The sequence below is a fragment of the Nocardia sp. NPDC051833 genome (assembly GCF_040681225.1).
Taxonomy (GTDB): Bacteria; Actinomycetota; Actinomycetes; order Mycobacteriales; family Mycobacteriaceae; genus Nocardia.
The window spans coordinates 761,149-781,754 of record NZ_JBFAYK010000003.1 but is presented as its reverse complement, the minus strand read 5'-3'; the positions used below and the strand labels follow the sequence as shown (position 1 = coordinate 781,754).

The window sequence follows — 20,606 nt, the reverse complement described above, 5'->3', positions numbered from 1 at the left end:
CTCGTAACCATCGTTTACTCCGTCTGCGATAACTGAGCTATCGACGAGGGGGCCCGACCTGACCCCCGACCCCCTTCGTCGTCACCCGGTCAGGGCAGGATGACCGTGCGCCCGACCGGCTGCGCCGCCGCCTGCCGGGCATAGATGCCACGTTGCAGCGACCGCAGCAAGGTGTTGCGCGTCTCCTCCGGCCGGATGAGCTCGTCGAAGCCCATGTGCTCGGCCGAGTGATACGACGCCGTCAGCTCCATCTCACGCAGTTCGGCGGCGAGCTCCTCCTCCGCGTGCGAGGCGTTGCTCAGCGCGGCCGCGCTCATCGCTCCCATCGTCGCTCCGGGGTAGGCGAAGGTGCCCGCCTGGCCGTCGAATCCGATCAGCGACATCACCATCGAGCCGAATCCGTAGGCCTTGCGCAACGTCACGTGCAGTTTCAACGTGGTCGCGGCGGTCTGCGCGACGAACATCCGTGCGCCGCTGCGCAACACGCCTTCCCGTTCGGACTCGCTGCCCGGCAGCATGCCCGGGTTGTCGGCGAGGAAGATGATCGGCAGATGGAAGGAGTCGGCGACCATGATGAAGTGCGCCGCCTTGTCCGCGGCGTCGGCATCGATCGACCCGGCCAGCACCTGCGGCTGATTGGCGACGACGGCGACCGGGTGACCGCCCAGATGCGCCAGCGCACAGATGACGGCGGTGCCGTGACCGGGCTGGACCTCGAACCAGTCGGTGTCGTCGAAGACCACGTCGAGCACGGCCCGCATGTCGTAGGAGTTGCGGTTGTCCCGGGAGACGATGCGCAGCAGTTCCGGTGTCGCCCTGGGTTCGGTCGACGCGTCGGCCAGGTAGACCGGCGGGTAGGACCACGCGCTCGGCGGGAAGTACGACAGATAGCGGCGGATCTCCTCGAGGACCTCCTCGTCGGTCTCGCAGACGTTGTGCACGACTCCGCTGGGAATCGCCACCTCCGGGCCACCCAGATCCTCCTTCGAGACATCCTCGCCGGTCGACATCTTCACCACCGGCGGTCCCGCGGTGAAGATCGCGCCCTGCCTGCTCATGATCGCGAAGTCGGCGACGGGTGCGATGAGCGCGCCGTGGCCCGCCGAGGGACCGAGTACCGCCGTGACCACCGGCACCTTGCCCGAACACTGGGCCTGGGCCAGCAGATCGGTCGGCGTGCGGCCGTAGTGGTCGCCGGTGGGACGGAAACCGGCGCCTTCGAGCAACATCACCAGCGGCACCCGGTCGCGCACCGCCAGTTCGGCCAGCCGGTAGCGCTTGGCATTGCTGCCGGGGGCGATGGTGCCCGCGAGGGTGGTGAAGTCCTCGGCGCCGACCATGACCGGGATGCCGTTGATCAGCCCCGAGCCCGCCACGATCGCGTCGGCGGCGACCGCACCGCCGACCAGGGTGCCGAATTCCTGGAAGGTGCCCGGGTCGAGCAGGTGCTCGATCCGGGCCCGCGCGTCGAGTTTGCCCTTGCCGCGATGTTTGGCGACACGCTCGGGGCCACCCATCTCGAGCACACGGGTGCGCCGCCGCTCGAGATCGTCGAGGGTCTCGTCCCAGGTATCGGCATGGTTCATTTCGGGCCTGTCTTCTGTGTTGAGCGTGCCGCAGCCGGCACGCGGGGCAGGGAACGGATCGGCCGGGGCCTGGTCAATCCAGGGTGAAACGGATCGGCAGGCGTTTGAGGCCGCCGACGAATGTCGTCGCGGTGAGCTCGGGTTCACCCGCGAGCTCCACCGATGTCAGTCTCGGCAGCAATTCGTTGAAGAAGCTGCTGATCTCCATCCGCGCGAGCGCCGCACCCAGACAGAAGTGCACCCCGTACCCGAAGGCGACGTGCTTGTTGGGTTCGCGGCCGACATCGAACCGGAACGGGTCGTCGAACACGTCCTCGTCCCGGTTGGCCGACACATACGACAGCAGCAGCGAATCACCCGCCGGAATCGTGACCCCGTTGATCACCGAATCCTCGGCCGCGGTGCGCATGAAGGCCTTGACCGGGGTCACCCAGCGGATGATCTCCTCGGTGGCCTTGGGCATGAGCCCGAGGTCACCGCGGAGGCGGTCGAGCTGATCGGGGTTCTCGATGAGCGCGCGCAGGCCGCCGGAGATGCTGCTGCTGGTGGTGTCGTGTCCCGCGGTCGCGATGATCGCGTAGTACGACACGATGTCCACGTCCGAGAGCGGCTCGCCGTCGATCGTCGCGTTCGCGATGGTGGAGGCCAGGTCGTCGGTCGGGTGCGCGCGGCGCGATTCGGTGAGTTTCTGGAAGTAGGCGAACATCTCGATGAGCGCGTTCATGGTCTCGTCCGCCGGGGTCGACCGCGTCAGCTCGGCGTCGTCGTTGCCCATGAGCTCCTGGGTCAGCTTCAGCATGAGGGGGAAATCCGATTCGGGTACCCCGAGCAGCGACATGATCACATACAGCGGGAAGTTCACCGCGACCTCGCCGACGAAATCGCACTCGCCGCCGGTGTCGCGCATCCGGTCGACGTAGCGCACCGCGAGTTCCTCGATCCGCAGCTTCATCGCGCGCATCGCCTTGGGCGCGAACCAGTCCGCGGCGATCGCGCGCACGACCCGGTGCTGTGGGTCGTCCATGTGGATCAGGGTCTTGATGCCGACCGCGGCCTGCATCTCGTCCGACTGCGCGGTCATCAGCACGGGGCGCGGCCAGTTCGTGAACCGCTTGTCGGCACGTTCGACCGCCATGATGTCGGCGTGCTTGGTGAGTGCCCAGAACGGCTTGTAGCCGGGCACCTCCACGCGCGCCACCGGATTTCCGGCCCGCAGCGCCGACAGCGCGGCGTGCAGCCTCTTCTCATCGGTGTAGACCGTGGGATCCGCGAGGACGTTCGCGGCTTCGTCGACGACCGGCATGCTCATCAGCACCCTTTCGGATTCTCGGCGCGCCCGCCCGGTCCGGGTGGCGTCGCCCGGCGCCGGTGAGCGCGTTGTCCAGGACACAACAGTGATTTATAGTTGGGCTTACTGTCAAGCATTCGGTAAATACTTCCGTCGCATCTACGAAGGGGTAGAGTTGATGAGTTCCCAGCAGCGCAGGATCGTCGTGGTCGGTGCCGGATCGGGCATCGGGGCCGCCGCCGCGACCCACTTCCACGACCGTGGCGACCATGTCCTCGCGGTCGATCTGCGCCCCGGCGACACCCCGGCGGCCCGACAGGAGATCTGCGATCTGCGCGACGCGGCGGCCATCACCGACCTGCTCGGCCGGATCGGCGACGGCTGGGACGCCCTGGCTTTCGTCGCAGGCGTCCCCGGCACCGCACCCGCCGACGACGTCCTCGCCGTGAACTATCTCGGCATGCGGCTGTTCACCACCGGCATGCTGCCGCTGCTGCGCCAGGGCGGCGCGATCGCCACCGTCGCCTCGGTGGCGGCGCTCGGCTGGCAGCAGCGCATCGACGACCTCGCCGGGCTCCTCGCCGCCACCGACATCGCGGCCGTGCGGGATTGGCAGGGGACCCAGGACCCGGCCTACCCTGTCTACAGCACGTCCAAGCAGGCCGCGATCATCTTCGCCAAGCGCCTGGCACCGTCGGCGTGGCAGAAGTACGGCGTGCGGGTCAACACCGTCAGCCCCGGCCCGACCGATACCCCGATCCTGACCGACTTCGAGGCGTCGATGGGCAAGGAAGTCCTCGACGCCGTGAAGGCCACGATCGGGCGGCACGCCACGGTCGCCGACATCGTGCCGGTGATCGACTTCCTCACCGGCCCCGGCTCGCGGTGGATCAACGGTCAGGACGTGCACGTCGACGGCGGTTTCGTCGCGCCGATGACGGTCGGACCAGCCGTCCAGCTCTGATCCCAGGACGCAGGCACCGGTCCCGGTCACATTGCCCGGACCAGTGCCGACTCATATACTGTATGCCTTACAGTAAATACGTCCACTCCGCCGTTCGGCGTGACGAAGTCAGAGGTGATCCGTGAACAGTCCCGTCGAGGACCCAGCAGCGACGGTCGCAGAGGTGCCCGATCCCCACGACCCCTACCCGTTCTTCGCGGCACGCAGGCGCGCGGGCGGTGTGTTCCACGGGACGGTGATGGACTACTCCCGAACCCCCGCGGAACTGCGCCCCACCAACACCTTCGCCGCCGTGTCCTGGTCCGCGGTGAACCAGGCGCTGCGCAACGGATCGGTGTTCAGCACCCAGCTCTACGACGCCACCATCGGGGTGTTCATGGGGCCGACGATCCTGGCGATGAACGGCCTGACCCACAAGGCGCACCGCAACCTGGTCTCGGCCGCGTTCAAACCGCAGTCGCTGGTGACGTGGGAGCCCGAGATCGTGCGCCCGATCTGCGACAAGCTGATCGACGAGTTCATCGCGGAGGGCCGCGCGGACCTGGTGCGCGACTTCACCTTCGAGTTCCCCACCCGCGTGATCGCCCGGCTGCTCGGCCTGCCGGAGGAAGACCTGCCGTTCTTCCGGGAAGCCGCGGTGGCGATCATCAGCTACGCGGGCAACGTGCCCCGCGCATTGCAGGCCTCCAAGGACCTGAAGGAGTATTTTCTCGAACACATCGAGCTCCGGCGGTCCGCGCCCGCCGACGACATCATCAGCAATCTGGTCACCGCGGAGATCGACGGTGAGAAGCTGTCCGATCGCGCGATCTACTCCTTCCTGCGGCTGCTGCTGCCCGCCGGGCTGGAGACCACCTACCGGTCCTCGGGCAATCTGCTCTTCCAGCTGCTGACCCATCCCGACCAGTTCGCGGCGATCCAGCACAACCACGGTCTGCTACCGCAGGCGATCGAGGAGGGACTGCGGTTCGAGACACCGCTGACGCTGGTACAGCGCTATGTCACCGAGGACACCGAACTCGACGGTGTCGCCATCCCGGCGGGCGCGGTGCTGGACCTGTGCCTCGGATCGGCCAACCGCGACGAATCCCGCTGGGAGCGGTCGGAGGAGTTCGACATCTTCCGGCCCCGCCTGCCGCACATCAGCTTCACCGCCGGCGCCCACACCTGTCTCGGACTGCACCTGGCGCGCATGGAAACCCGGGTCGCGATGGAGGCGCTGCTGCGCAGGCTGACCGGGATCACCCTGCTACCCGACGGTGATCCGCACATCTTCGGCCAGCCCTTCCGCTCGCCGACCGCACTTCCGGTGCGCTTCGATGTCGTCTGATCCGCGACTCCACCACCGTTTCCGAGTTCGAGGAGCCCTGTGAACACCAGCACCCTGTTCGACCTGACCGGCCGTGCGGCACTCGTCACCGGAGCGGGTGGCGGGATCGGCGCCGCCGTCGCCGGCGCGCTGGCCGCGCAGGGCGCGACCGTCGTGGTCACCGATATCGACGGTGACGCCGCCGAAGCCACGGCGGACAAGATCGTCGCCGACGGCGGCCGGGCCACCGCGACGGCGCTGGATGTCCGGGACCGGGCCGCCGCCGACGCCGCGGCCGCACTCGCGGCACGGGCCGGTGGCGGCACGCTCAACATCGTGGTGAACAACGCCGGGATCACCGAGCCCGCGATGTTCGGTGCCACCACCGAGGAGTCGGTGCTGCGGATGCTCGACATCCATCTGCTCGGCGCGTTCCGCTGCACCCAGGCGGCGCTGCCGTATCTCCCGGCCGACGGGACGGGGCGCATCATCAACGTGACGTCGTCGGCGGGCCTGGTCGGCACACTCGGGCAGGTGAACTACTCGGCCGCCAAATCCGGCATCGTCGGCATGACCAAGTCGCTGGCGAAAGAGCTCGCGCGCAAGCAGATCACCGTCAACGCGCTGGCCCCGGCCGCGGCGACGCCGATGACCGAGACGATTCGCACCGATCCCCGGTTCGCCGAGCAGATGCTCAGCCGCATTCCGATGCGGCGCTGGGCCGAACCACAGGAGGTGGCGGGCGCTTTCGTCTTCCTGGCCTCCGACGCCGCCTCGTTCGTCACCGGCCAGATCCTGGCGGTCGACGGCGGCTTGGTCATGTGACCTCGAAACCGACAGAGGCCGGTGCCAACGGAGTTCCGGCACCGGCCTCGTCGTGGTACCTCGACTAGCCGAGATCGGGTTCGGGGACGTGGAAGTGCGCGTCGCGCAGACGGAATGCTTCCTTCGTGCCGTGCTCGGCGCGGGTCTTGACGAAGTTGAACTCGCCAGGGGCGAACTGCAGGTTGGTACCGAAGGCGTGGAAGAAGTAACTGGCGACCTCCTCCCCCTGATACGCCTGGCTCTGCTCGACCATCCGGAACGCTTCCTTGGCGATGACGACGCCGTCGGCGGGCATCTTCGCCGCCTTCTCCGCCCAGTAGCGAGCCCGCGCGGTCACCGCGGCGGGATCACAGGTCTCGGTGAACACCCCGAGATGCTCCACACTCGCCGCCTCGACGATGTCCCCGGTCAACAGCAGACGGCGGGCCAGCACCGGGCCCAGCCGATGGAAGAACATGTGCAGGCTGCCCAGCGCCGGGCCGAGGAACCGGGCCGCGGGCATGCCGATCCGGGTGTCGCGGGCGATCACCGAGATGTCGGTCATCAGGGCCATCTCGAACCCGCCGCCGAGCGCGTACCCGCTGATCTCGCCGACGGTGACCTTCGGAAAGCCCATGAACTCGTGGTAGAAGCCGAAGGACTTGCGGTCCACGGTCAGCCGCCTGCGCTGACTGGGCCTGCGCGGTGCCGTGCGCGCACCGTTCGTGGCGGCGCGCTCGCCGTACCAGCCGTAGGCGTTGTTCATATCCGCGCCGGTGCTGAACACCTGCTCCGCGCCGCGCAGCAGCACCACGGTGATGTCGTCGTCGTCGGCCACCCGGTCCAGACAGCGGGCGATGTCGTCACGCATCGCGGCGTCGTAGGAGTTGCGCTGGGCCGGGTTGTTCAGGGTGATGGTGGCGATCCGGCGGTCCGGATCGAGCTCGTAGAGCACACGGCCGTCGGTGGCAGGGGACACGGTCATCGGCTATCTCTTCCTGGGTTCATGGGGTAGTCGGCAACGGCCGTCAGGGACGGCTGGTTCGGGGCCCGAATCGCGCCGTGGGCAAGCCGTCGACGGGCACGGCGACGGTGCGCACGACCGCCGAGCACAGCAGCTGCCCGTCGCGCAGGATGCGGGCGGTCGATTCGATCTCGCGGTCGCTCAGCACGCGCGCGATGTCGAAGTCGAGTTCGGTGTGGATCGGGGTCGGCCTGCGATAGGTGACCTCCATCGATCGGGTCTTGCCCGCCACCCCGGACGCACAGCTGTGATGCTGGACCACGGCGTCGAAGAAGACACCGAGGAAGCCGCCGTGCACGAGACCGGGCGGCCCCTCGTGCACGAGGGGAAAGGTGATGCGGCCCCGCGCTGTCGCGGTGTCGAGGTGGTCGAAGACGTACTCGGGGAAGCAGGGATTGAACGCGCCGATGTCGAAGGCGTGGTTCAGGTACACCCGGCGGTCCGTGGAGTCGCCGGCGAATCGCGGCGCCGGATCGGGCGGCACCGCGGCGGCGAGTTCGCGTTCCCAGCCCGACAACTCGGACAGCATAGCGTCGACGGCCGGGTGCGGGTGCTCGAGCGCGAGCAGCAGGCCGACGACGCGGCGCACGGCCGCCGCGGCGGCGACGGTCTGGGCCAGGGGTTCGGCACCGAAGCGGCCCGTCGGCGCACTGTCGGTGCGCGCCGTGTCCGGTGGCACGGTGGCGGGCTCGGCCATCGCAGCTCTTTTCTTCTCGGGGCATCGCGGCCACTCTGGCGGAGGGCCGACGGTATTGTCTACTGTACATGCAACAGTATGTTTCACTACCCCCGTCTCCAGGAGGCAAGCATGCCGTTCGACACCATCGGCTACGAGGTCGACGGGCACACGGCCACCATCACGCTCGACCGCCCGCACGCCCTCAACGCGCTGAGCCCGCACATGATCACCGAGCTGCGGGACGCCTACGACGAGGCCGAGCACGACGACAAGGTGTGGCTGCTGATCGTCACCGGGACCGGCCGCGCGTTCTGCACGGGCGCCGATGTCACCGAGATCCCGGGCGACGGCAAGGTGGTCAGCGAGCGGCCCTACCTGTCGACCTACGAGCAGTGGGAGGCGCCCCAGGAGGGCACGCCGCCGTTTCGCACCATGACCAAGCCGATCATCGTGGCGGTCAACGGATTGTGCTGCGGGGCGGGGCTGGACTGGGTGACCACCGGCGACATCGTCATCGCCTCGGATCGGGCGACCTTCTTCGATCCGCACGTCAGCATCGGGCTGGTCGCCGGGCGCGAGGTGGTCCGTCTGGCCAGGGTGCTGCCCCGGACGGTCGCGCTGCGGATGGCGCTGATGGGCAAACACGAGCGGATGAGCGCCCAGCGGGCCTACGAACTCGGCATGATCACCGAGGTGGTCGAGCACGACCGTCTGCTCGAACGCGCGCGCGAGATCGCCGAGATCGTCAATTCCAATGCGCCCCTCGCTGTTCGCGGCACGCGACTGGCCATCCTCAAGGGCCTGGACGTGCCGCTGCACGAGGCCGAGATGCTCGCGGAATCCTTCCGGGAGCGGGTCACCCGCACCGAGGACGCCCTCGAGGGTCCGCAGGCCTTCGTCGAGAAGCGCGACCCGATCTGGCAGTGCCGATGAGCACCCCCTATTCCACCGTGCTGTTCGAGGTCGACGAGCGCGACCGGGTCGCGACGGTAACCCTCAACCGCCCGGACCGGCTCAACGCCTTCGACCGCGCCATGTGCGAGGAGATGCGCGAGGTCTGGCGGCGGATTCGCCTGGACGACTCGGTGAACGCCGTCGTCCTGCGTGCGGCAGGCACGCGCGCCTTTTCCGCCGGCCTCGACATCAAGGTGCCCTACGGCCAGCCGAACGGGATCTGGCACCACGAGGACCCCGGCGAGGCGCTGAGCCCGAAATGGCAGAAGATGTGGAAGCCGGTGGTGTGCGCCGTGCAGGGGATGTGCACCGCGGGCGCGTTCTACTTCGTCAACGAATCCGATGTGGTGATCTGCTCCGAGGACGCCACCTTCTTCGACTCCCACGTCTCGGCGGGCCTGGTGTGCGCGCTGGAGCCGATCGGGCTCATGCGCCGCGTCGGCCTCGGCGAGACGCTGCGCATCGCCCTGATGGGCAATGACGAGCGGATCTGCGCCGACACCGCGCTGCGGATCGGTCTGGTGTCGGAAATCGTTGCCCGCGAACAGCTCTGGGACCGAGCGCATGCGATCGCCGCAGGCATCGCGGCCAAACCGCCGACCGCCACCCAGGGCACGGTGCGCGCGATCTGGGAATCCCTGGACAAGCCGTACCGGGCCGCGATGGAGCACGGACTCGTCTACACCCGCCTCGGCAATCCGATCGCCAAGGCGGAACTGGCGGCCGCCCGCGAGCGCGGGCCCGCCGCCCCGATCGAACCGAGGATCCGCTGATGACCCAGCCGCCCGACCACCCGCTGAGCACCCGGATCGGGCAGATCCTCGACCTCGCACCCGACGCCAGGGCGATCGAGTTCGACGGAACCTGGTTCACCTGGGGCATGCTCGCCGCCGCGGCACACCGCACCGCGGGCCACGTACCGCGCGCGCAGTCGGTCGGCATCCTGCTGCGCAACCGCCCCGAACACGTCGCCGCGTTCCTCGGTGTCCTGCTCGCGGGAGGCACGGTGGTCGTGATCAACCCCGCCCGTGGTGACGACCGCATCCGCGACGACATCATCGCCTTGGACCTGCCGCTGGTGATCGGCAACGCCGACGATCTCACCGCCCTGGTCGATCCCGGCGCCACGACGCTGGCCGTGGACGGCTTGGACGGGCAGCCGGGGCGAGTTCAGGCGAAACCCGTTGCGTCGGTGACGAACCCGGTGACCGCGGTCCGCATGCTGACCAGCGGCACGACCGGCCCACCCAAGCGCGTCGACCTGACCTACGACATGTTGTGGCGCAGTGTGCTTGGGACCGACCCCGATCGCCATCCGGTACCCACCGCGCCACGCACCGGTGTCGCGATCGTCAATGCCCCGCTGGTGCACATCGGCGGCGTGTTCCGGATCCTGCAATGCGTGCTCACCGCACGGCCGTTCGTCTTCCTGCCCCGTTTCGAGCTGGACCGCTGGGCCGCGGTCGTGCGCGAACACCGGCCCGGCGCGGTCTCGCTGGTGCCCGCCGCGTTGCGGATGGTGCTGCACTCCGATCTCACCGCCGATGATCTCGCCGGTGTCCGGGCGGTCACCTCCGGCACCGCTCCCCTGTCGGCCGCCGACGCCGACGCCTTCCAGGAGAAGTTCGGCATCCCGGTCCTGACCTCGTATGCCGCCACCGAATTCGGCGGCGGGGTCGCGGGCTGGACACTGGCCGACCATCGGCAGTTCTGGCAGGCCAAACGCGGCAGCGTCGGACGGGCCAGCGGTGGCGCCCTGCTGCGGGTGGTCGCCGACGACGGCACCGAACTCGGCACCGACCGCCAAGGGCTGCTCGAGGTGATACCCGGTCAGCTGGGGCCCGGGACGGACTGGATCCGCACCACCGACCTCGCCCGCATCGACGCCGACGGCTTCCTGTGGATCCTGGGACGTGCCGATCAGGCCATCATCCGCGGCGGATTCAAGATCATGCCCGACGAGGTGCGCGCGGCCATCGAGGCGCATCCGGCGGTGCGCGGCGCGGCCGTCGTCGCCCGGCCCGATCATCGCCTCGGCGAGACCCCGGTCGCGATGGTCGAATTGCGCCCCGATCGCCGGACCGAGATCACCGACCTGCTCGACCATCTGCGAACCCGGTTGGCCCGCTACGAGATTCCGACCGATATCGCGCTGGTCGACGCCATCCCCCGTACCCCGTCGGGCAAGCCGGATCTGTCCGCGGTCCGCGCGCATTTCGCCGGTACCGGCACCGGCCAGGAGTGAATGCCATGATGACAACCCTTCGACACATCAGCGGGCTGCTCGACCACATCGGCTTCCGCAAGAGCACCGACAGCCAGGGCACACCGAACTGGGAACTGCCCGTCGCGCCCCATGTGGTCAACACCTCCGGGGGTCTGCAGGGCGGCCTGATCGCCACCCTGGTCGACATCGCCGCCGGCACAGTCGCGCTCGAGCACCGGCCACCGAACGCCGGCGTGGTCACCTCGGACCTGAACGTGCGCTACTTCCGTCCGGTCACCGACGGCGCGGCACGCACGCGGTGCACGGTCGTGCACGCGGGTAAGCGCTCGATCGTCGTGCAGGTCGAGGTATACGGCGGGCCCGACGACAGCCTCGCGGCATTGGCCACCGTCAACTTCGCGACCGTCGAATTCGCCACCAACCGCACCGCCGTCGCGAGCGACTGACCGATGGATACCGCACGGGCATCCGCGATCGAACGCAGCTGCGCGGTGACCGCGGTGGCCTTCTCCGAACGCCGGCGCACCGACGCGCGTCTGATGACCGGCGACCACCGGGGATTCGGTCTGAGCACGGGACGTCGTATCGTGCACGTCCCGTACCCGCCGATCGATCCCGACTGGACTCGCACGACCCTGACCTGTGGTGTCGCACTGCAGTGCGCGCCGTCCAAGGACCGCATCGCCGAGTACGCGCTGCACGAGCTGTCGCCGCGGCAACGGGCGGCGCTGTCCTTGGTCGAAGGCGGTGTCGCCGCCGCCTGGGTCAGTGCCCGCCTGCCGGGCCTGCTCCCCGAATTGCGCAGGGCGCTGGCCGATCTCGAGCTCCACGAGGACGATCTCGACGGTGGCCGGATGCTCGATCGGGCGCTCGCACTGGCCAGGACCAGGCAGGTCCTCGCGACGTACCCGTTGCTCGGCGCGCTGCCGTCGGGTGCGGCCGGACGCGGCGCCCTGGCCTCGGCCGTGCGCCGGGTGTACGCCCGGATGCCGTGGACGTCGGCGCGCAGCGACTCCTACCGTCCGCTGACCGTCCCGGTCGGCGGGGACGGCGGTGCGCGCAACGCGAACCTGCCGCCGCCGAGCCGACCGGAGGACGACGACGTCGAGATCAGGGCCGACCAGCGTGCCGGTATCCCCTACCCGGAGTGGAACCGCTGGACCGGTACCTTCCTGCCCGACCATGTCGCCGTGCTGGAACGCAAGCTGCCCACTCGCAACACCCCGATCACCGCCGTCTCCGGCGAAGTGCGGCGCTGGTTCGAACACCACACCCACCGCGCGATGCGTTCCGGGCTCGAGGACGGATCCGATATCGACATCGACCGCTACGTCGCCTATGTCGTCGACGCGGGCACCGGCCGGGCACCGCAGCCGCGAGTGTTCCGGGAGCTGGCGCCCATGTCCCGCGATGTCAGCACCGCGCTGCTGCTCGACGGCAGCTCCTCGCTCGGCGTGCACGGCGGGCAGGTCTTCCGGCTCGAACTCGACTGCGCGGACGCCCTGTCGCGGGCGATGACCATGGCCGGGGAACGGCACGGCATCTTCGTGTTCACCGGCAACACCCGGCACCGGGTGCAGGTGGACTGTCTCAAGGATTTCCAGGACCCGCATTTCGTCGACCCGGGCAGCCTCGGGTTGGTCACCGGCGGCTACACCCGGCTCGGCGCTCCCCTGCGCCACCTGACCGCCCGGCTGGTCGATCAGCCGTCCCAGCGCAAACTGCTGATCGTCATCGGCGACGGACTGATGTCGGACGAGGGCTACGAAGGCCGCTACGCCTGGGCCGATGTCGCCCATGCCGTGACGGAAGCCGAGGACGCCGGGGTCCGGGTCTTCTACCTCGGGGTCGGCCCGACCCGGGTCGACCCGCTGCCGGAGGTCTTCGGGCCGCGGCGATCCCGCCGCATCGGGCGGGTCGACGAATTGCCCAGAGCGCTCGCCCAGATCCATCGAGAGTTGGTAGCCGAATGAACACAGATCCGTACTTCGCCGCCGGTATCGAGGTGCCCCTGTTCGAGGGTGCGCATCGCCAGCGACTGCCGGTGATGCTCACCGGGCCCACCGGGTGCGGCAAGACCCGTTTCGTCGAACACATGGGCAGGCTGCTGGACCGGCCGGTCGTGACGATCAGCTGCCACGACGACCTGACCAGTTCGGATCTGGTCGGCCGGTTCATGGTCACCGGCGGCGACGTCCGCTGGACCGACGGTCCGCTCACCCGGGCCGTGAAGTCCGGGGCGATCTGCTATCTGGACGAGGTGGTCGAGGCCCGGCACGATTCCCTCGCGGTCCTGCACGCGCTCACCGACCACCGCCGCACGCTGTTCCTGGATCGTGCCGGCGAGGTCGTGGCGGCGCCCGATCCGTTCATGCTCGTCTGCTCCTACAACCCCGCCTACCGCAGTTCGCTCAAGGAACTCAAACCCTCGTTCCGGCAACGGTTCGTCACCGTCGCCATGGACTACCTGCCACCGGAGCGCGAGGCCGAGCTGCTGGTGGCCGAGACCGCGGTGGATCCGGCGGTGGCCCGGCGACTCGTCGGCTGCGCGGTCGCCATCCGCAAGGCCGACGGCGCCTTCCATTTCGAACCGCCATCGACCCGGGTGCTCGTGGCGGCGGCGCGGCTCGTCGCGGCCGGGGTCGGCGAGCTCGATGCCGTGCACGCCTGTGTGCTGGCGCCGCTGAGCAGTGACGGCGCGATCCACGACGGCCTGCGCGAGATCGCGGCGGCGACCTTGGCGGAGGTGCGCGTGGCCACCTGAGCACGCCGACATCCGGCGGGTCAGGACGGTGTGGGCGCGGGCGGCCGGTAGAACAGCGCGAGCTGGCCTGCGCCCGCCGCCAGGCCCAGCCCGGCGGCGGTGCCGAAACCCACCCAGCCGTCGACGTTTTCGCTGCCGACCAGCAGACCGTCGACGCTCAACCGGCCCGGGCCGATCGTCGCTACGCCGATCGCGGCCACGGCGAGCACCAGGTTGTACTCCCAGCCGTTGCCGACGATGAAGAAGCCGTGCGCGCGATGCACCGTCCACGCGGCCACCAGCATCAGGGCGACGAACCCGGCTGCCGCGAACGGCGTCGCGATGCCCAGTGCCAGCGCGAGACCCGCTCCGACCTCGGCACCCGCGGCCAGGCGCGCGTGTACCGCGCCGGGGCGCATCCCGATGCTCTCGAACCAGCGGGCCGTGCCCGGGATCCGCCCGCCCGTGAAGATCTTGCCGTAGCCGTGCGCGGCCATCGTCAGCCCGAGGCACACCCGCAGGACGAGCACCCCCGCGTCGATCGCAGTCATCGTCGTTCCCTCTTCTCGATTCCGGTTACCGATAGTATTACAGTAAATGCGAACACAACGCATCGACCAGCCACGGCGACTGCCGTGCCCGAGGAAGGCTTCGCCATGACCAGCACGACCACCGACCAGGTCACCGACGAGGATTTCCACCAGATCCTCGCCCAGACAAAAGATTTCGTCCGCACCGTCGTGGTCCCGCGAGAGTCCGAGATCGCCGCGCAGGACCGGATCCCGGACGAGATCGTGGCGCAGGCCAAGGCGATGGGCCTCTACGGATACGCCATCCCGCAGCAGTGGGGCGGGCTCGGCCTGCATCTGGCCCAGGACGTCGAGCTGGCCATGGAACTCGGCTACACCACCCTGGCCCTGCGGTCGCTGTTCGGCACCAACAACGGCATCGCCGGACAGGTCCTGGTGGGGTTCGGCACCGAGGAGCAGAAGGCCCGCTGGCTCGAGCCCATCGCCACCGGCGCCGTGGTCGCTTCGTTCGCGCTGACCGAATCCGGCGCCGGATCCGATCCCGCGTCGCTGCGCACCACCGCGGCCGCCGCCGGCGCGGACTGGATCATCAACGGCGAGAAGCGATTCATCACCAACGCGCCGGTGGCCGATCTGTTCGTCGTCTTCGCCCGCACCCGGCAGGCCGACAGTTCGGGGCCCGGGATCTCGGTGTTCCTGGTGCCGGCGAGCACGCCGGGCGTCACGGTCGGGCCCAAGGATCGCAAGATGGGCCAGGAGGGGGCGTGGACCGCCGAGGTGAGTTTCCGGGACGTGCGGGTCGGCGCGGACGCCCTCGTCGGCGGCCGGGAGGATGTCGGCTATCGGGCCGCCATGAGTTCCCTGGCACGCGGGCGCGTCCACATCGCGGCCCTGGCCGTCGGGACCGCGCAGCGCGCGCTCGACGAATCGGTCGCCTACGCCGCCACGGCCACCCAGGGCGGCACCCCGATCGGGCGCTTCCAGCTGGTGCAGGCGCACCTGGCCGACATGCAGACCGGCGTCATGGCCGGGCGCGCCCTCGTGCGCGCGGCCGCGCAGTCCTGGGTCACCGGCGAAGACCGCCGCCTCGCGCCATCGGTGGCCAAGCTCTACTGCACCGAAATGGCCGGGCGCGTAGCCGATTCCGCGGTGCAGGTGCACGGTGGCACCGGGTACATGCGGGGTGTGGCGGTGGAGCGGATCTACCGGGACGTGCGCCTGCTGCGGCTCTACGAGGGCACCAGTGAGATCCAGCGGCTCATCATCGGCGGTGCGCTGGTGCGCGCGGCCGAACCCAGCAGCCGGTGACACCGACCCGGGTGGTGCGGATCGACCTCGATCCGCACCACCCGGGTCCTGCGCTCACTGCTCGCCGGCGACCTGTTCACGCGCCCAGCGATAGTCCGCCTTGCCCGCCGGGCTGCGGCTGATGGCCGGCCGGAAGACGACCGCTTTGGGCAGCTTGTACCGGGCCAGTGAACCCGCGGCGTGCTCGACCAGTTCGGCGGTGCTCACCGTGGCTCCCTCGGCGAGCTGCACCACCGCGACGACCTCCTGTCCCCAGCGCTCGCTGGGCCGTCCCACGACCAGGACGTCGGCTACGCCGGGGTGGGACGCGAGGGCCATCTCGACCTCCTCGGCGAAGATCTTCTCGCCACCGGAGTTGATCGTCACCGCGTCGCGGCCGAGCAGTTCGACGGTGCCGTCGGCGCGGTGCCGCGCCCGGTCACCGGGCAGCACGTACCGGACTCCGTCGATCACCGGGAACGTCGCCGCGGTCTTGGCTTCGTCGCCCTTGTAGCCCAGCGGGGTGAACAGCCGCTTGGCCAGCCAGCCCAGGCCGTCGTGGCCGGGTTCGAGCACCGAGGCGAGATCCTCGGCGACCACACGGGTGTCCAGGCCCGCCGAAAAGGTACCGGTGGAGACGAAACCAGCGGCCGAGACGTGGTGCAACTGGGTCCCGGTCTCCGACGAGCCGACCCCGTCGAGCACGGCCAGTCCCGGCACCGCGTCGATCCACTCCTGTTTGAGCACGGGGTTCAGCACCGCGCCGCCGTTGGCGATCGCGGCCAGCGAGGACACATCGGCGACGCCGGACCGCACCGCGGCCAGCAGCGGCCGCGCCATGGCGTCACCGACGACGATGGCGATCGCCACCCGTTCCCGCTCGATCGCCCGCAGCGTCTCGTCCGCGTCGATCCGGTCCACCACCGGGGAGAACACGACCGACTGCCCGGTGGTCATCGCGGTCAGCACCGCCCACTGGGCGGCGCCGTGCATCAGCGGCGGCAGCAGCATCAGCTTCACCCCGGGATTGGCCGCGGCCCTGGCACCGATCTCCTCGTAGGAGCCCACGGTGGCGCCGGTGTTGACATCGCGGCCACCGCAGGCGGCCATGTAGATGTCGTGCTGGCGCCACAGCACGCCCTTGGGCATGCCGGTGGTGCCACCCGTGTAGAGGACGTAGAGGTCGTCGGGTGAGGGAGTCACCGGCGGCGGCACCGGGTCGGTCTCGGCCAAAACCGTCTCGTAATCGACTGCGCCGTCCAGCAATTCGTTGCCCGAGTCGTCGGCGATCTGGATCAGCACCCGCAATCGGGGCAGTTCGGCGCGGATCTCGGCCACCCGCGGCGCGAAGGCCGCGTGGTAGATCAAGGCCGTGGCCCCGGCATCGGCAAGCAGATGGCCGAGTTCGCTCTTGACGTACCGATAGTTGACATTGAACGGCGCGACCCGGGCGCGGAACGCCCCGACCAGGCTCTCGATGTACTCGTGGCCGTTGTGCGCATAGATGCCGAGCAGATCCTGCCCGACCTCGTGACCGCGCAGCGCCGAACGCTCGGTGTGACAGCCGAGCCCACGCTGATGCAGATAGGCGGCCAGGCGGATGGAGCGCTCGGCGGTCTGGGCATAGGTGCGGCGGCGTTCGCCCTGGATGACCAGTTCCCGGTCCGGCAGCGCGGCCGCGGCAGCGTCGGCGGCTCCCACCAGGGTGAACTGTGCCGGTCCTGGCCCGGCGGTGGCAGCGGACAACATGACTCCTCGAAAGTCGGCCGTCGGCGACGGCGCGTCGGATGGGGGAAGTGAGTGGGTGCGGCGATCAGGCATCAGCGGTGCAGGTCCGCACCGGCAGCCGCCCCGCGACCCGGCGGGCGGTGCGCCACCGGGCGGCTCGCAGGGCAAGGTCGACGATCCGGACCGTCCACTGCCCGAAGGGTGGCGCGGCGATTCCGGTGATCGGGAAGGGCAGATCGGTGCCGGCGACGGTGCGCCGATGGCTGAAGGTGTCGAAGCCGGTTTTGCCGTGATAGGCGCCCATGCCGCTGTGGCCGACGCCGCCGAACGGCGCGTTCTCGGAGAACATGTGGATCGCGAACTCGTTGCGGGCCACCCCGCCGCTGCGGGTTCGGGCGACGAACGCGCGGAAGTCGGCGCGGTCGGGACCGTACCAGTAGGCCACCAGCGGCGACGGGTGGGCGTTGATGTGGTCGCTGACCTCGCCGAGCGTCGTGTAGGGCCGCAGCAGCAGCACCGGACCGAAGACCTCCTCGGTGGCGATACGCATGTCGGCGGTGACCTCGTGGATCAGCGTCGGCGCGATCTTGCGCCGGTGTGGATCGGGCAGCGATTCCCCTTCCGGCGCCACCGATTCCACCCGGGCGCCGCGGGAACGGGCATCCGCGATCAGCTCGACGATCCTGGTGTAGTTCGCGTCGTCCACCGAGGAGGTGTAGTCGTCGTTGTCGGCGATCGTGGGGAACATGCCCCGCAGTTCGGACCGCAGTGCCTCGGCGAAGCGGGCCATGCCGCGCTCGGGCACGAAGACGTAGTCCGGGCACACACAGACCTGTCCGCCGTTGACCATGCGCGCGCGGGCGATCCGGTTCGCCGCACGGCGCAGATCGGCGCCGGGGCCGATCACGACCGGATTCTTGCCGCCGAGTTCCAGGGTCACCGGGACGAGATTCTCGGCGGCGGCGCGCATCACCTTCCGGCCCACCCCGGTCGACCCGGTGAAGAACAGGTGGTCGAAGGGCAGCGCGGTGAACGCCGCGCCGACCTCGGGTCCGCCGACGACGATCGAGAGTTCGTCGGGATCGAAGTATCGCGCGGCGAGCACGCGGGTGAGTTCGGCGGTGCGCGCGGTGATCTCCGACATCTTGATCATCACCCGGTTGCCCGCCGCGAAGGCCGAGGCGGCGGGAACGACCACCAGTTGCAACGGGAAGTTCCACGGGCCGACGATGCCGACCACGCCGAGCGGGCTGGGATGGATCTCGGTGCGGATGCCGAAGCCACGCGAGAACGGATTCGGCTTCTCCGGGCGCATCCACCGCGCGACATGGGAGCGGGTGTGCTCGAAAGCGGCGAGCATGCCGAGGATTTCGGCGAACAGGGTGCCGGTGCGCGACCGGGTACCGAAGTCCTGCGACATCGCCTCGGCGTAGTCGTCGATGTGATCGAGGACCATGGCCAGCAACCGGTCGATCCGGTCGCGCCGCACCGCGGCCGACGGCTGGCCCTCTCGCAGGAACGCCGTGCGCTGGCGAGCCAGCATCGCCGGTAGCTCCGCCGGGTCCGTCGCGGCCGGGTCGGAGTGGACTCCGGCGCTTGCTGTGTTGGTGGTCGTGATCTCCATGGGCGGGTGCCTCTCCGGTGCAGCGTCAGATCAGGTCGAACGGGCCGTCGGCGATCGCGGTGCGCAGGCCGGCGAGGTCGACGCCGAGATCGGCGGTGGCGCTCACACACGCCGCGACGTCCTTGCGCAGGAACGGGCCCGCCAGCTTCCCGAATTCGGCGAAACCGCCGGTCTTGCGGATCGAATCCGCCGCGAAGCTGTTGCCACTGGCCACCGCCAGCGCGTCGAGGAGCTGGTTCTCCTCGACGCCGAGCTGCCTGCCGACCGCGGCGGCGACCCCGACCAGCTGGGCATTCGCGGCGAAGAGGGCGTTGTTGATCAGCTTCACCCCCAGCGCGCTACCGAGCACGCCGGTGGTCATGACCGTGCTCGAATAGGCCTCCAGCACCGGACGGACAGCCCCGGCGGCTTCGGCGGGACCGCCGAGCAGCACAGTCAGCCTGCCGTGGGCGATGTCCTCGGACGAACCACTCACCGGGCCGTCGAGCAGGGCCGGCCCCTCCGGGTATTCGGCCGCGAGCGCCTTGACCGTCGAGACCGCGCCGGTGGTGTGCGAGACCACCACCGCGTCGGGCCGGGCCGTCGCCAGCAGACCGGACGGACCGCCGAGCACCTCGATCAACTGCGGGTCGGAATACAGGCAGGTGATGATCACCTCGGCGCGCTCGGCGATCGTCGCCGTCGAGTCGACGACCTCCGCGCCCGCGGCCTGCAACCGCTCGCGCACGTCGTCGCGGCGGGCGTACACGATGGTCCGGTATCCGGCGGCGACCAGCCGGACCACCATCGGTTCGCCCATGCGCCCCGCCCCGACAAACCCGACAACCTTCGACATCTCGCGCCTCCTCATCGGCCGCATCCTCGCGACCGGACGTCAGCGCGAACCTGGCGCGCTGCGTACAGATGCTACTCCAGTACTGCCAACTGTAAACAACTTCTTGCACCCGGCACACCCCCACAATAGAGTCTGGATGAAAGCCATACCGTTGCTATTACAATATGGTCGACTAGAGGGAGGGCCAGTGACCGGCCGACACACCGACAAAGTCGCTTTCATCACCGGCGCCGCACGTGGGCAGGGGCGAGCCCACGCGATCCGGCTTGCCACCGAGGGCTCCGACATCATCGCGGTCGATCTCGCGGGCCCGCTGCCCGCGGCCGTCCCCTACGACTCCGCGACGCCTGCCGACCTGGACGAGACCGTGCGTCTGGTCGAGGCGACCGGGGGCCGGATCATCGCCCACCGGGTCGACACCCGCGACCTGGATGGGTTGCGCGCGGCCGCCGACGCCGGCGTGGCCGCGTTCGGCCGCCTCGACATCGTCGTGGCCAACGCGGGCATCTGCATCCCCCAGGTCTGGAACGAGATCACCCCCGCGTCGTTCCGCGACGTGCTCGACATCAATGTCACCGGCACCTGGAACACGGTGGCCGCCACCGCGGGTCATCTCGTGGACGGCGGTCGTGGCGGCTCGATCATCCTGGTCAGTTCCGCGGCGGGGGTGAAGATGCAGCCGTTCATGGTGCACTACACCGCCAGCAAGCACGCGGTGACCGGGATGGCGCGGGCACTGGCCGCCGAGCTCGGCAAGCACCGGATCCGGGTCAACAGCCTGCATCCCGGAGCGGTCGCCACCCCGATGGGCGGGGGCGACATGGTGGCCGCCCTCGGGCAGGCACTGCAATCCAATCCGCAACTGGCACAGATGGCCACGCCGTTCCTGCCGGAGTGGATCGCCCAGCCCGAGGACATCGCCGCGGCGGTGAGCTGGCTGGCCGCCGACGATTCCCGGGCGGTGACCGCCGCGCAGATCGCGGTCGACCTCGGCTCCACGCAATACTGACACGGAAGGAATCCA

The 20,606-nt window shown here is 69.5% G+C and carries 19 protein-coding genes; 11 read left to right on the top strand and 8 right to left on the bottom strand.

The window, feature by feature from the left end; all coding sequences use genetic code 11:
- Window positions 1–89: 89 nt before the first annotated feature.
- The gene (locus AB0L91_RS28255; RefSeq protein ID WP_365015268.1) at window positions 90–1,586 is read right to left on the bottom strand and encodes a carboxyl transferase domain-containing protein; all 1,497 of its coding nucleotides are present in this window, start codon (window positions 1,584–1,586) and stop codon (window positions 90–92) included.
- A gap of 73 nt (window positions 1,587–1,659) precedes the next feature.
- Window positions 1,660–2,895, bottom strand: a complete 1,236-nt coding sequence (locus AB0L91_RS28250; RefSeq protein ID WP_365015266.1) for a cytochrome P450 — start codon at window positions 2,893–2,895, stop codon at window positions 1,660–1,662.
- 157 nt (window positions 2,896–3,052) lie between these two features.
- Between AB0L91_RS28250 and AB0L91_RS28245 the strand changes: the two genes are divergently transcribed.
- The 3 genes from AB0L91_RS28245 to AB0L91_RS28235 all read left to right on the top strand — a co-directional run bounded on the left by AB0L91_RS28245 (window position 3,053) and on the right by AB0L91_RS28235 (window position 5,972).
- The gene (locus AB0L91_RS28245) at window positions 3,053–3,838 is read left to right on the top strand and encodes an SDR family oxidoreductase (protein ID WP_365015265.1); all 786 of its coding nucleotides are present in this window, start codon (window positions 3,053–3,055) and stop codon (window positions 3,836–3,838) included.
- 121 nt (window positions 3,839–3,959) lie between these two features.
- Entirely contained in the window at window positions 3,960–5,168 is a 1,209-nt protein-coding gene (locus AB0L91_RS28240) for a cytochrome P450 (protein WP_365015263.1), read from the top strand.
- Between the two features lie 39 nt (window positions 5,169–5,207).
- On the top strand, window positions 5,208–5,972 hold the full coding sequence (locus tag AB0L91_RS28235) for an SDR family NAD(P)-dependent oxidoreductase (protein ID WP_365015261.1): 765 nt from the start codon (window positions 5,208–5,210) through the stop codon (window positions 5,970–5,972).
- Window positions 5,973–6,036: 64 nt separating this feature from the next.
- Here the strand turns inward: AB0L91_RS28235 and AB0L91_RS28230 are convergent, their stop codons facing one another.
- A complete protein-coding gene (locus AB0L91_RS28230) occupies window positions 6,037–6,936 on the bottom strand; it encodes an enoyl-CoA hydratase/isomerase family protein (RefSeq protein ID WP_357347506.1) in 900 nt (299 codons plus the stop codon).
- 43 nt (window positions 6,937–6,979) lie between these two features.
- Complete coding sequence (locus tag AB0L91_RS28225; RefSeq protein ID WP_365015258.1) at window positions 6,980–7,672, bottom strand: hypothetical protein; 693 nt, start codon at window positions 7,670–7,672, stop codon at window positions 6,980–6,982.
- A 111-nt stretch (window positions 7,673–7,783) separates the two neighbouring features.
- Here AB0L91_RS28225 and AB0L91_RS28220 point away from each other — a divergent pair, with 111 nt between their 5' ends.
- From AB0L91_RS28220 to AB0L91_RS28195, 6 genes are read left to right on the top strand one after another with little or no spacing between them, the layout of a single operon-like run.
- On the top strand, window positions 7,784–8,587 hold the full coding sequence (locus tag AB0L91_RS28220; protein ID WP_357347510.1) for an enoyl-CoA hydratase-related protein: 804 nt from the start codon (window positions 7,784–7,786) through the stop codon (window positions 8,585–8,587).
- Window positions 8,578–9,381, top strand: a complete 804-nt coding sequence (locus AB0L91_RS28215) for an enoyl-CoA hydratase/isomerase family protein (RefSeq protein WP_365015256.1) — start codon at window positions 8,578–8,580, stop codon at window positions 9,379–9,381. The genes AB0L91_RS28220 and AB0L91_RS28215 overlap by 10 nt, the downstream gene beginning before the upstream one ends.
- Complete coding sequence (locus tag AB0L91_RS28210) at window positions 9,381–10,853, top strand: AMP-binding protein (protein ID WP_365015254.1); 1,473 nt, start codon at window positions 9,381–9,383, stop codon at window positions 10,851–10,853. The genes AB0L91_RS28215 and AB0L91_RS28210 overlap by 1 nt, the downstream gene beginning before the upstream one ends.
- A gap of 8 nt (window positions 10,854–10,861) precedes the next feature.
- On the top strand, window positions 10,862–11,281 hold the full coding sequence (locus tag AB0L91_RS28205; protein WP_365015251.1) for a PaaI family thioesterase: 420 nt from the start codon (window positions 10,862–10,864) through the stop codon (window positions 11,279–11,281).
- 3 nt (window positions 11,282–11,284) lie between these two features.
- Window positions 11,285–12,808: a MorD protein gene (locus tag AB0L91_RS28200; protein ID WP_365015249.1), complete on the top strand. Its 1,524-nt coding sequence runs from the start codon at window positions 11,285–11,287 to the stop codon at window positions 12,806–12,808.
- On the top strand, window positions 12,805–13,599 hold the full coding sequence (locus AB0L91_RS28195) for an AAA family ATPase (protein ID WP_365015247.1): 795 nt from the start codon (window positions 12,805–12,807) through the stop codon (window positions 13,597–13,599). The genes AB0L91_RS28200 and AB0L91_RS28195 overlap by 4 nt, the downstream gene beginning before the upstream one ends.
- 20 nt (window positions 13,600–13,619) lie before the next feature.
- Here the strand turns inward: AB0L91_RS28195 and AB0L91_RS28190 are convergent, their stop codons facing one another.
- On the bottom strand, window positions 13,620–14,129 hold the full coding sequence (locus tag AB0L91_RS28190; RefSeq protein WP_365015245.1) for a DoxX family protein: 510 nt from the start codon (window positions 14,127–14,129) through the stop codon (window positions 13,620–13,622).
- A 105-nt stretch (window positions 14,130–14,234) separates the two neighbouring features.
- On the opposite strand from AB0L91_RS28190, the gene AB0L91_RS28185 reads away from it, so the two are divergent.
- Window positions 14,235–15,416 carry an acyl-CoA dehydrogenase family protein gene (locus tag AB0L91_RS28185; protein WP_365015244.1) on the top strand — a complete coding sequence of 394 codons (1,182 nt, stop codon included), beginning with the start codon at window positions 14,235–14,237 and terminating at the stop codon, window positions 15,414–15,416.
- 54 nt (window positions 15,417–15,470) lie between these two features.
- Here AB0L91_RS28185 and AB0L91_RS28180 read toward each other — a convergent pair whose 3' ends face one another.
- From AB0L91_RS28180 to AB0L91_RS28170, 3 genes are all read right to left on the bottom strand, one after another.
- Complete coding sequence (locus AB0L91_RS28180; RefSeq protein ID WP_365015242.1) at window positions 15,471–17,144, bottom strand: acyl-CoA synthetase; 1,674 nt, start codon at window positions 17,142–17,144, stop codon at window positions 15,471–15,473.
- A 64-nt stretch (window positions 17,145–17,208) separates the two neighbouring features.
- Window positions 17,209–18,747, bottom strand: a complete 1,539-nt coding sequence (locus AB0L91_RS28175; protein WP_365015240.1) for a coniferyl aldehyde dehydrogenase — start codon at window positions 18,745–18,747, stop codon at window positions 17,209–17,211.
- 25 nt (window positions 18,748–18,772) lie between these two features.
- Window positions 18,773–19,582 (bottom strand): NAD(P)-dependent oxidoreductase, encoded by an 810-nt coding sequence (locus AB0L91_RS28170; RefSeq protein WP_365015238.1) that lies wholly within the window; start codon window positions 19,580–19,582, stop codon window positions 18,773–18,775.
- A 187-nt stretch (window positions 19,583–19,769) separates the two neighbouring features.
- Here AB0L91_RS28170 and AB0L91_RS28165 point away from each other — a divergent pair, with 187 nt between their 5' ends.
- Entirely contained in the window at window positions 19,770–20,591 is an 822-nt protein-coding gene (locus tag AB0L91_RS28165; protein ID WP_365015236.1) for a mycofactocin-coupled SDR family oxidoreductase, read from the top strand.
- Window positions 20,592–20,606 lie beyond the last annotated feature (15 nt).

Excerpts from the sequence above, each read along its gene's own strand:
- AB0L91_RS28180 (WP_365015242.1), bottom strand. The coding sequence starts at position 17,144 with ATGTTGTCCGCTGCCACCGCCGGGCCAGGACCGGCACAGTTCACCCTG.
- AB0L91_RS28230 (WP_357347506.1), bottom strand. The coding sequence starts at position 6,936 with ATGACCGTGTCCCCTGCCACCGACGGCCGTGTGCTCTACGAGCTCGAT.
- AB0L91_RS28195 (WP_365015247.1), top strand. The coding sequence starts at position 12,805 with ATGAACACAGATCCGTACTTCGCCGCCGGTATCGAGGTGCCCCTGTTC.
- AB0L91_RS28225 (WP_365015258.1), bottom strand. The coding sequence starts at position 7,672 with ATGGCCGAGCCCGCCACCGTGCCACCGGACACGGCGCGCACCGACAGT.
- AB0L91_RS28205 (WP_365015251.1), top strand. The coding sequence starts at position 10,862 with ATGACAACCCTTCGACACATCAGCGGGCTGCTCGACCACATCGGCTTC.
- AB0L91_RS28170 (WP_365015238.1), bottom strand. The coding sequence starts at position 19,582 with ATGTCGAAGGTTGTCGGGTTTGTCGGGGCGGGGCGCATGGGCGAACCG.
- AB0L91_RS28200 (WP_365015249.1), top strand. The coding sequence starts at position 11,285 with ATGGATACCGCACGGGCATCCGCGATCGAACGCAGCTGCGCGGTGACC.
- AB0L91_RS28250 (WP_365015266.1), bottom strand. The coding sequence starts at position 2,895 with ATGAGCATGCCGGTCGTCGACGAAGCCGCGAACGTCCTCGCGGATCCC.
- AB0L91_RS28220 (WP_357347510.1), top strand. The coding sequence starts at position 7,784 with ATGCCGTTCGACACCATCGGCTACGAGGTCGACGGGCACACGGCCACC.
- AB0L91_RS28210 (WP_365015254.1), top strand. The coding sequence starts at position 9,381 with ATGACCCAGCCGCCCGACCACCCGCTGAGCACCCGGATCGGGCAGATC.
- AB0L91_RS28245 (WP_365015265.1), top strand. The coding sequence starts at position 3,053 with ATGAGTTCCCAGCAGCGCAGGATCGTCGTGGTCGGTGCCGGATCGGGC.
- AB0L91_RS28175 (WP_365015240.1), bottom strand. The coding sequence starts at position 18,747 with ATGGAGATCACGACCACCAACACAGCAAGCGCCGGAGTCCACTCCGAC.
- AB0L91_RS28190 (WP_365015245.1), bottom strand. The coding sequence starts at position 14,129 with ATGACTGCGATCGACGCGGGGGTGCTCGTCCTGCGGGTGTGCCTCGGG.
- AB0L91_RS28255 (WP_365015268.1), bottom strand. The coding sequence starts at position 1,586 with ATGAACCATGCCGATACCTGGGACGAGACCCTCGACGATCTCGAGCGG.
- AB0L91_RS28185 (WP_365015244.1), top strand. The coding sequence starts at position 14,235 with ATGACCAGCACGACCACCGACCAGGTCACCGACGAGGATTTCCACCAG.